We start from the raw sequence: 10,454 nt of genomic DNA, 5'->3' as shown, positions 1-10,454 counted from the left end.
ATAATATTTGATCCAAGATTGACAGTGAGTCCTGATCTATCAATAATAAGACGTGCCAAGCTTGGGGTACCAACTCCTGAAAATCTAAGTGTGCCAAGAGGTCCGGCACTTCCTGAAATGTACAAAACTCCACTAGTTGCTCCTCTTATAAAGCCATTACCCAATAAATCTCCACGAAGCACCAAATTTACAGATTGAGTATCTGCCAACTGAAGTTCATCAGAAGAAGACGACACGGTAAGGGTACCATTAACAAAAGTTGAAGCAGAAGCCTGCAAAGATTTTATACCTGTACCACTTATTGTTAAATTACCGTATGTTCGCGGTATAACATTTTGGGTGCCTGATGCACCATATTCTACCGTGCTGGCATCCGATGTACTTGTTATATTGGGAACGGATGTATTTTGAATATTTAAAGTTGCGTTATTCAAAACACTGACATCTCCACCTGATAATGATGCAGATGCTGGTACAGTAAAGGATGTAGAAGCTACCCCGTTACCAATATTAAGTGATACCCCCGCACCTAAAACCCAATCTGAGGAGATCGATGCGGAAGGGTTGTTTTTAATTATAAACTGGTTATCCGAACTTGTAAAATCGGAAGGTGTAGTTCCAGCAGTACCGTCAGCATTACTAGTCCAGTTTGCTGTATTTTCCAACTCATTCGGGTTTCCCCCTTCAATACTACTCAAGTCGTAAAAAATTCCTCCGGAAATCTGCGTGCCAGTGACTACAAAGTCATCCACACTATATGTACCACCACCTCCGAAACTAAATACCACAATCCGGAAGCTCAAATCAGCAACACCCGCAGTTTCTGCAGGAAGTACGACTGCAGGAATCAATGCCCAAGTATTGTTATCAGCAACATTAGTATACGAAACAGACTTATAAGCCCCACCATTTACAGAATAAGCAAGGGAAATTGAGCCATCAAAGCCATTAAGTTTGGCACCCCATTGAACCGTTATATTATCATAACCAATGGTTGAAAAACTATTTGAATATTGCAAATTACTATTTGCAAACACAGAGTTTGCTGTGGCCACCATTCCGTAGCTTCCCGAAGCCCCGGTGTACCCTGATGAAGGGTTGGCATTATCAATCTGCCAATCAGAACCTGAAGTGGTCCAGCCAGTTGGAATACTGCCTGTGGTTCCAAAATTTTCATTAACGAGAACCGTTTGCGCATGCACTCCCGTGAACAGAATGCTAAGGAATAACGTATTTAATATTTTTAGAATCATTTCTCAACCACTTTATATACAAAGATAACGATTAAAACTAACGTGAGTATTAAATTTTAATATTTTGATGTTTATACATCTATATTCTACGAAGTAACCCGTAGTACCTCTTTAATAGCATGTATAATTTCATTTTGCTCAGAATCCTTCAAATTAGACCCACTAGGTAAGCACAATCCCAATTCAAACAATCGTTCACTTGTTCCGTTTGCATAAACCAAAGCCTCTTTATATACAGGTTGCATATGCATAGGTTTCCATAACGGTCTTGTTTCTATATTTTTTGCTTCTAAAGCCATTCTTACGTCTTCCCGATCTATACCACCAGTTAATTCAGGGTCAATTAATATAGTAGTAAGCCATCTATTTGAGAAGCAGTGTTCAGGTTCATCAGGGAACATTACTCCAACTATGTTACTCAAAGCTTCTTTATACCTGTCATAATTCCTTCTTCTGAATGTAATAAATTTCGGCAAATTCAACATTTGTCCCCTTCCAATACCAGCAGAGATATTACTTAACCTATAATTATACCCTATTTGAGTGTGTTCATAATGAGGTGCATTGTCTCGTGCCTGAGTTGCCAGAAATTTTGCCCTGTCAATCAGTGATTTGTTGCTAGACAATAAAGCCCCTCCTCCTGAGGTAGTTATAATTTTATTTCCATTAAATGAGAATACACCAAAATCACCAAAAGACCCAAGCCTTCTTCCTTTATAAGTACTGCCCAATGCTTCAGCCGCATCTTCTATTATAGGAATTTTATACTTAGATGTGATTTCCAGTATTTCTTCCAACTTGGCAGGCGTCCCATACAAATGCACAAGTATTAAAGCTTTAGGTTTTTTTCCCTTACACAACCTATCCTCTATAGCCCTTTCTAACAATACCGGATCTATATTCCAAGACTCTTCTTCGGAGTCAATAAATATAGGTTTAGCTTGTTGATACATAATAGGGTTACAGGAGCCAGCAAACGTAAATGAGCTACATAGCACTTCATCTCCCGGCTCTACTCCTAAAAGGATTAAAGCCAAATGAATGGCTGCCGTACCGGAACTTAAAGCTGCAACAAATGGTACACCTGCATAATCGGCAAGGTCATTCTCAAAAGCAGAAATATTAGGCCCCACCGGGGATATCCAGTTGGTACTAAAAGCTTCGTTAACGAAATCAATTTCTTGTCCACCCATATGTGGTGGAGATAAATAAATTCTTTTATGCATGTTTATTTTTGTTCTTTATTTCAATTAATCTCTGGTAATAAAATGGGGGTATAAGCATTATCATTAACAGGGGATTTACAACAAGCCTATGCAAAAAAGAAAGTAATATAGTATTGAATACCTCTAAATAACGTAGTATCAGGTAAGGACTTAAAATGAAAACTATTCCTGCAAGCTGGACATAAAAAGCAAAAACTACATATTTTTTCTTTTTAAAAACACCATAGATTAAAAGGATCATTAGTAAATCATTAATCACAAATCTTGCAACTGTCACAACGGCCATGGTCGTAAATGCTGAGTTTCCTAAGTTACTGGCAAAACCGGCAAGGTTACGCTGAAATAAATATACGGCTATTAACCCCAACAGACTTATTAAAATAAATACAGGGCGCTTAAATAACTTTATTTCAGGCATGTTCGGAAGCAAATGGTGCTTGTAATTTAGTTACCCATACATACCATAATATAAAAACAACAAGATATATAATTGCTGTGAATAAATACTTATGGGCAAAATACATGTAACTCGGAAAACTCATAGCAACACAGAAAAGCATTATGATCCTTGCTAAGTTTGAGATATGAATGATTAATAATCCCAACGGAATAAACCAGAATAACTTCTTGTCAAATGTTCCAAAAGCTAACAAAAAGGATGCAAAAATTATTCCCACATTTAACCCATTACACCCTTCAAATACATTAATAACAGCTTCATCTTTTTCATATATTGATATGGACATACGCTCTGGGTGATCTCGATAAGAGATATCAAACCCCATAACACTTAATAGGAATGTAGTATTTTGTGTAACTAGCCGTGTAAAAGGATCAGGTTCTGGTGAATGGTACTCTATGAATAATACGTAAGAAAAGTTTAAAACCAGGTAGAGTGTTAAAAACTTTACAAGAAACAGTATAGTAGGCTTAAATTCTTTGAGTACGCTCATATTCATATTTTCCTGGCAGGAATACCTACAACCGTGGTTGATGCTTCTACTTCCTTTACCACAACGGCTCCGGCTCCAATGGTTGAACCGGCCTTAGCCGTTACAGAATTGATAATATTAGCACCGGCACCAACAAATACCCCCTCTTCCAGCACTACTCCTCCCGCAATATTAACCCCAGGCATAATTGAAGAATAACTGCCAATGGCAACGTCATGACCCACTGTAACGTTAAGGTTAATAAGAATATGATCTCCTAATATAACATCAGTGGTTAAAATAGCTCCAGCACCAATAATACATCCCTTACCAATGGTAATTTTGCTTTTATCCCCCATAACAACTCTCGGATGCACAATAGTTTCAAAGCCAACCTGACTATTTTTTATTCTAGAAATTATATCTTCCTTCTGTCTTGGGGAACCCACCGCCACTATCACTTTTATATTATCTTTCCAACTATTTAATGTATCTAAGTTCCCAATCACATGTTCTCCAGTTTTGTTCTCATCAAAGAAACCAATGAAATCATATTTCTCCTTCTCTGCATTAACAGCATAGAGTATGGTCAAAGCTTCTTTACCCAGACCACCTGCCCCAAAGATCGCAAGCTTAGTCATCAATCAAATACTTTCTTAATTACAACAGCAGGGCTACCTACAGCTACACTGAAATCAGGAATATCAGAAATTACAGTCGAACCAGCTCCAATAACAGCCCTTCGTCCTACTTTAACGCCTGGTACAATTGATGCTCCTGCTCCAATAAGAGTCCCTTCCCCTATATGAACACCTCCACATATAGTAGCACGAGGTGCTATATGAACATAGTCGCCGACTTGGCAGTCGTGATCAACACTTGCTCCTGTATTAATAATACAATGCTTACCTATTATAACATCCGGGTTTATAACTGCTGCCGCCATTACAACAGTTCCATCACTTATTTCTACGGAACTACTAATAATAGATTGAGGATGTAAAGCACTAACATAAAAGCCGCACATGTCATCTGCAATTGCTTTCCTCAAGTTATTATCTCCAATGGCAATAATTGCTTTACCCTGCCCTGCTCTAAAATCTTTAATTTTACCTAAAACGGGCAGGCCAGCAAATACACTCAACTTTGGATTATCATCAAACACCCCGAATATTTTCTTACCTGATAAGTTTAATATTTCAGTAACAACCTTAGCGTGCCCTCCTGCCCCAATCAAATAAACATTTTCAACTTTCATCACTTTTCACTCATTTCCCTTAAACTTTTCCATAGTAACCATACCTTCCCCTGAAATACCTTTCGCTTTAACCACTCTTAGAATGGTTAGAAATAATATCTTAATATCTAAAAAAAAAGATATGTTCTCCACATACCAAACGTCATATTCAAATTTTTTTTGCCATGAAATAGCATTTCTACCATTGACCTGTGCCCACCCGGATAAACCTGGCTTCACTTCATGCCTCTTTCGCTGTTCCTTACTATACAAGGGCAGGTATTCTATTAGTAACGGTCTGGGGCCTACAAAGGACATATCTCCTTTTATAATGTTAATCAATTGCGGTATTTCATCCAATGAAGTTTTTCTAACTAAAGCACCAATCGTGGTCAACCTATTTTCATCTGGCAAAAGGTGGCCATTCTTATCATAATCGTCTCGCATAGTTTTAAACTTAATAAGTTTAAAAATTTTCTCCCCTTTACCAGGCCTGTACTGTGTAAAAAACACCTGCCCTCTCTGAAATAAAGACAATAGAAGAGCAACAAGTAAGAAAACAGGCATAAGTATAACAAATGCGGCAAGTGCAAAACAAAAATCAAATAATGCCTTAAAGTACTTTCTATACATTTCACTTGGCCCTCTTTAGCTCATTTAGGTATTTAAGAGCCAGTTTTCTTCTATCAAAATGCTTCATTGCAAAATTGTAACCATTATCTCCCATGATTTTTAGCGCCTGCTTATTTGCCATGGCTTCTCTTATTACTCTTACAATTTCTTCTGTATTCTCGGGCTCTGCATAATAACCACATTTAGCATCTTCTATCAATTGCCGTGAAACCCCATCAATAAGCATGAGCACAGGTCTTTTACACGCCATATAGTCAAAGGTTTTATTTGAATAGATTGTTTTAAACGTTTCCACCTTTTTCAGCACAGATGTTCCCATATCAGAAGCCAAAATGTATTTAAATACTTCTTCTTTTGGCACAGGATCAACAAAAGTGACATTGCTTAAACCTCTTGATTCAACCTGTTTTTTGAGGTTTTCTTTTTGCATTCCATCCCCTATTAGCTGGAAAAGTATGTTTGTACCAGTCAACTTCTCAGCAACCGCAATTAATTGCTCAAGATGATTTGCAACACCATGAGCTCCTACATATGTAATTATAAAGCGATCCTTATACCCTAGTTCCTCTTTGAATTGCCGTGAGTTAAATACATTAAGGACCTTATCAGATAGTGAAAAATCAGCAGCATTTGGGATAAAAAGTACCTTCTTGGCAGGAACAGCTTTTTGCTTAACCAGTACTTCCTTAAAAGCAGGAGTCAGTACATTGATAAGTTTTGCCTTTTTGTATATGAAAGATTCGAACCAATAGGCAAATTTTATAACCCACTTATTTGAAACAACACCTGTATCAATTGCCGACTCAGGCCAAAGGTCTCGTACTTCAAACACAAAAGGAATTCTTTTCACTATCGACAATATATAAGCAGTAATACCTACAAAAAGGGGTGGGGAGGTAACTAAAATAACATCAAATTGCCCCTTGGCCTTAAACAGGCCTGCCCATATACTAGATAACACAAAAGAAAAATAACCCCAGAGTCTGCCAAAGAAATTGTTATTATATGACTCGGAAACATAACAACGAATCACATTAACTTGGCCTTGCCTCTTAACACTAACCCATTTACGTTTATATTCTTGACGTTTATATTTCCCAGAGTAGTGCATCATTCCACCTAAAACAACTACCTGATGTCCTTCTTCAGTCCAAACTTTACACATTTCGTTAAAACGTGATCCTCCCGGATCATCATCTTCAAGAAAAAATTGATGTATAAGAAGTATCCTCATAAAATCTCCAGTTGGGTAACTATGCTTTTTTTAAAGGGAATTGATATCATATGTCCCTCTTCTTTAATTCCATATAGCGAAGAATACCAGTCTTTTCCTTCAATTGGTCCGATTTCTTTTTCTTCAAAAGCTTGAATATTGTCAAGCACTGGTACACTGCCATGCCATAACTGATACGCATCCATACCAGAGGGCACCCCTATTAATCTGTCTTCTATTTTCCAAAAATTACTATTCTTCAACTTAATTACTCTTCTAGAGTGTTTAATGTTTTTTGATACATGTTGAAAAACTTTTATAGTTCCGGATATCATATAGTGGTCTTCCCCTTCCTCATAGCTAAAATCTACCGCTTGAGTCCAATAGTACCAGATGAAGCGGCCACCTTTTAACATCTGATCATAATTGTTCAGTACTACTGTATTGTGAGAGGCTGTTCCCATGAAATAATTCATAGTTTCATTTTTCGTATTATAGAGATAAGATCCTGCATCCCTCAAAACATTCTCCTTACCCTTCCATATATCTACATGAAGATTATCCGCCTGTGATGGTCTGTCTTTATGAGAACCACATCGCATGAACGTTATTGTATCTGCATCCCTAATAACAAAATAACCTCCCTTTTCAAAAACTGAAATGCCTGCCTTAGGTTTTAGAGGCTCAAAAGTCTCTTCAATTGTTATATCATTCAAACCCCACCAAAGTACCTCTTCATCCCACTCACCACCAGGGTTATACAGTGGCTGTCTTGTCAACAGCAGATGAAGGGCATTGAGTTGGGGACGAAAATCCCTATAATTACAGGAGGTCCATTTAAAAAATAATGCACCATCATTTGCACCATAGTTAGGCAACCTTCCACTTTCATATTCTTGGCAACGATACAAAAATTTTATCGACCTCCATGCCTTTTCCTTCAGAAGCCTTGAGAATGGCTGACCATTTACCTCTGCCAATGCTATAAAAGCAGTAAATAATTGCACCAGAACCCTATGGTAGTTCATGCTAAACTGTAGGAATGTACCATCTTCATATACTTGATAATCTACCTCCTGTTCAAGCCACTTCCTTCCTTTTGATGACCATTTAACAGTTTCTGGTATAAATGGAAAGAGTATGTTGGATATGGCTAGTATACCCGTTTCAGTTATGGCATGATTGTTACGTACTGCAATTCTGGAAAAACTTATATGATGATAAACATGGTGAAGCTGCCAGTAGATAAAATGTTGGTAATTTCGCCATCTATCTTCGTTAAGTGCTTTTGATTCCGAGTAGAAATTTAAGGCAAAAGACCAATTAATGAGACGAAGACTAATTTCCTGACTACATATATAGTTTGGGCCAGAATTGACTGGGTTACTAGCAATCCATGAGTCCATTTCACTAAAAATCCACTCACTATGATCTTCATTATGGTGATAGTCGTTTCGAATTATAGTCTGCAAATACCCAAAACGAGACTTTTCCCAAACATATTTAATATCCCCAGCTTCTTCGGATATGTCCGGGATATCTGACCAATGCATTGATATATCATAAGTGTAACCTGAATCTGGATTAGTGATCCAGTCATACTTTTTCCCTAAATGAAATTCTTTCCCTGAAAAGAAAGTGTAAGTACCTTGAAGAATCCTTTGCTTATCTTTAGCTAACTCTTTACTGGTACTACTCTTGAGATTTGAAGGACGCTTATTCCAATAAAATTTTTTCTCCATTTGCCTCCATTGATTTAGAGTTATGAAGAATTTTTGTGTAGGATTTACAGGAAATTTTTTTCTTAAAAAACCTGTTTTTTTCTGTAAAATTAACTTGATTCTATATAAGACATACCTTAGCCCCATATTACGAATCAATTGAAAATAAAGACTAAAATTCTTAGTCATCATATGTATTCAAGAAGAGCTTCCACAATCCTTTTAGCAGTATTACCATCCCATTTTTCAGGTATCCCGCCTTTCTTCCATTCCCCTGAGAACAGTCTGGACATTGCAGGTGCGATAGCATCAGGGTTTATTCCAAGTAATTCATTTGTGCCAATTGTAACTGTTTCAGGCCGTTCTGTCGACTCCCGTAAGGTCATACATGGAACACCCATTAAAGTAGTCTCTTCTGTTATTCCACCTGAATCCGTAATTACTGCCTTGGCTCGCTCAACAAGATAGTTAAACTCCAGATAGCTTAAGGGATCAATCATGTGCAAAGTAGGAGCTTCTATTAAAAGGCTTGACAATACTTTTTTTGTTCTGGGGTGTACTGGAAATATTAATGGTAATCCCCTTGTTTCATTAATTATTGCCATCATTAGTTCACGAAGCTTTGTCTCTTCATCTACGTTAGACGGCCTGTGAAGTGTCATTACCAAGTATTCCTTGTCTCGAAGTTTTAACTCATCCCAAACTTTCGGTTTCATAAACCTACGCCTGTTTTGAATTAAGGAATCAATCATTGTATTACCCACAAAATAGATTTTATCCTCCGCAACTCCCTGCTTCAAGAGATTAGAATTAGCAGTAGCAGAAGTTGTAAAAAATATATCTGATATGCTATCTGTAACAATCCTATTAATTTCCTCAGGCATACCCATGTCCCCTGACCTTATTCCTCCTTCAACATGAGCTACTTTAATTTGAAGTTTTTTTGCAGCAATTGAACAAGCCATTGTAGATGTAACATCTCCTACAACAAGGCATAAATCTGCAGGTGATTCGAGCAAAAGCTTTTCATACCCAATCATTATTTTTGAAGTCAACTCAGCCTGGGTTCCTCCTCCTGCCTCAAGGTTCACGTGTGGCATAGGCAAACCAAGTTGTTCAAAAAAACTTCCACTCATATTTCTGTCATAATGCTGACCAGTATGGATCAATCGAAATTCAATACCTACCCCCCTTTTGCGTTGTTTTTCAATCTCTTTTATAATTGGAGCAATTTTCATAAAATTTGGCCTTGCACCAGCTATTAAATCAATCTTCATAGAGTTCTGTTGATTTTAAACAATTCGTAAAACTACTGAACCTTGTCATATTCCCAGTATGGCATATTATTTTTCTTTATTATTTTCGCTGGATTTCCGACAGCAATGACACCGGATGGTATATCAGTATTTACCACACTATTGGCACCAATTATTACATTGTCACCAATAAATATTTCCCCGAAAACGACTGTACCAGCTCCTATATAAACATTATCACCAATTACAGGAACCTTTATGTCTCTAAAATTTCTGCCTATAGTCACATTCTGCGCTATTGTACAATTATTTCCAATACACGCATTGGAGTGGATAACAACTCCAAGTCCCCAATACCCCAGCTTAAAGTTACTGCCAATATTGGCAGAGCCGGGTATCCATGTAGAAAAAAACAACCTATTCAGCCAAGATATTATACCGGATACTGGTTTTAGCTTATATCTATAAAACAAATTTGCAACTCTATAGAGAAGAACTGGAGGGTTCATTTTTTATCGTTATAAAGAAAATACTTCCATAGGAGCATAGCTCCCACTTTTAATTAAACGCTGTTTCTTCAAGTCAACTAAAAACTGGTATAAACAGGACGATAACTTCTCAGGGTGCCACAAAGTTATTATTTTCATGCTACTTTCACCCATTTCTGCACGTTTCTCACCAGACATCGAAATCATTTTATTAAGAATACTTAGAAGATGGTCTGAATCCTTGAATATATATCCATTTATCCCATCACGGACTAGTTCCTCATTGGCCATAACGCCTTCTGAAGTAATTATAGGTAATCCAAAGCCCATGGCTTCATTCAATACTGCCCCCCAACCTTCAAATAAACTGGGAAGTATAAAAGCATCTGCCTCCTGGTAGAATTGGAACAGTTCATCAGTTTTAACAAAACCTTTAAATTCTACCCACTCTTCAAGTTTATTATCCCTCACATATTGAATTAAAGCTCCTTTTAA

Annotated in this window: 12 protein-coding genes; all 12 read right to left on the bottom strand. The window is 37.2% G+C overall.

Annotated features, from left to right (window positions below):
* On the bottom strand, nucleotides 1-1,253 hold a 1,253-nt coding region (locus E1163_RS06870), incomplete at its 3' end, for a hypothetical protein (RefSeq protein WP_155170699.1).
* An 86-nt stretch (nucleotides 1,254-1,339) separates the two neighbouring features.
* Nucleotides 1,340-2,479, bottom strand: coding sequence for a DegT/DnrJ/EryC1/StrS family aminotransferase (locus E1163_RS06865; RefSeq protein ID WP_155170698.1), 1,140 nt, complete (start codon nucleotides 2,477-2,479; stop codon nucleotides 1,340-1,342).
* Nucleotides 2,472-2,897, bottom strand: coding sequence for an exosortase F system-associated membrane protein (locus tag E1163_RS06860; RefSeq protein ID WP_155170697.1), 426 nt, complete (start codon nucleotides 2,895-2,897; stop codon nucleotides 2,472-2,474). Before E1163_RS06860 ends, E1163_RS06865 begins: the two co-directional genes overlap by 8 nt.
* Nucleotides 2,890-3,432, bottom strand: coding sequence for an exosortase family protein XrtF (gene xrtF, locus E1163_RS06855; protein WP_185155994.1), 543 nt, complete (start codon nucleotides 3,430-3,432; stop codon nucleotides 2,890-2,892). The genes E1163_RS06860 and xrtF overlap by 8 nt, the downstream gene beginning before the upstream one ends.
* A 2-nt stretch (nucleotides 3,433-3,434) precedes the next feature.
* Complete coding sequence (locus E1163_RS06850) at nucleotides 3,435-4,052, bottom strand: NeuD/PglB/VioB family sugar acetyltransferase (protein ID WP_155170695.1); 618 nt, start codon at nucleotides 4,050-4,052, stop codon at nucleotides 3,435-3,437.
* The gene (locus E1163_RS06845) at nucleotides 4,052-4,669 is read right to left on the bottom strand and encodes an acetyltransferase (protein ID WP_155170694.1); all 618 of its coding nucleotides are present in this window, start codon (nucleotides 4,667-4,669) and stop codon (nucleotides 4,052-4,054) included. Before E1163_RS06845 ends, E1163_RS06850 begins: the two co-directional genes overlap by 1 nt.
* Nucleotides 4,670-4,675: 6 nt before the next feature.
* The gene (locus tag E1163_RS06840) at nucleotides 4,676-5,281 is read right to left on the bottom strand and encodes a sugar transferase (RefSeq protein WP_155170693.1); all 606 of its coding nucleotides are present in this window, start codon (nucleotides 5,279-5,281) and stop codon (nucleotides 4,676-4,678) included.
* Between the two features lies 1 nt (nucleotide 5,282).
* Nucleotides 5,283-6,515 (bottom strand): glycosyltransferase family 4 protein, encoded by a 1,233-nt coding sequence (locus E1163_RS06835; RefSeq protein ID WP_155170692.1) that lies wholly within the window; start codon nucleotides 6,513-6,515, stop codon nucleotides 5,283-5,285.
* Nucleotides 6,512-8,407 carry an alginate lyase family protein gene (locus E1163_RS06830; protein WP_246223531.1) on the bottom strand — a complete coding sequence of 632 codons (1,896 nt, stop codon included), beginning with the start codon at nucleotides 8,405-8,407 and terminating at the stop codon, nucleotides 6,512-6,514. Before E1163_RS06830 ends, E1163_RS06835 begins: the two co-directional genes overlap by 4 nt.
* Nucleotides 8,404-9,492: a non-hydrolyzing UDP-N-acetylglucosamine 2-epimerase gene (gene wecB / locus E1163_RS06825; protein WP_155170691.1), complete on the bottom strand. Its 1,089-nt coding sequence runs from the start codon at nucleotides 9,490-9,492 to the stop codon at nucleotides 8,404-8,406. Before wecB ends, E1163_RS06830 begins: the two co-directional genes overlap by 4 nt.
* 32 nt (nucleotides 9,493-9,524) lie before the next feature.
* A complete protein-coding gene (locus tag E1163_RS06820; protein WP_155170690.1) occupies nucleotides 9,525-9,980 on the bottom strand; it encodes a serine O-acetyltransferase in 456 nt (151 codons plus the stop codon).
* Nucleotides 9,981-9,989: 9 nt separating this feature from the next.
* A partial coding sequence (locus tag E1163_RS06815) for a glycosyltransferase (protein WP_155170689.1) occupies nucleotides 9,990-10,454 on the bottom strand: 465 nt, incomplete at its 5' end.

This window comes from Fulvivirga kasyanovii (assembly GCF_009711405.1).
GTDB lineage: Bacteria > Bacteroidota > Bacteroidia > Cytophagales > Cyclobacteriaceae > Fulvivirga > Fulvivirga kasyanovii.
The sequence above is the reverse complement of the archived record's forward strand: the minus strand, read 5'-3'. Positions and strand labels throughout refer to the sequence as shown.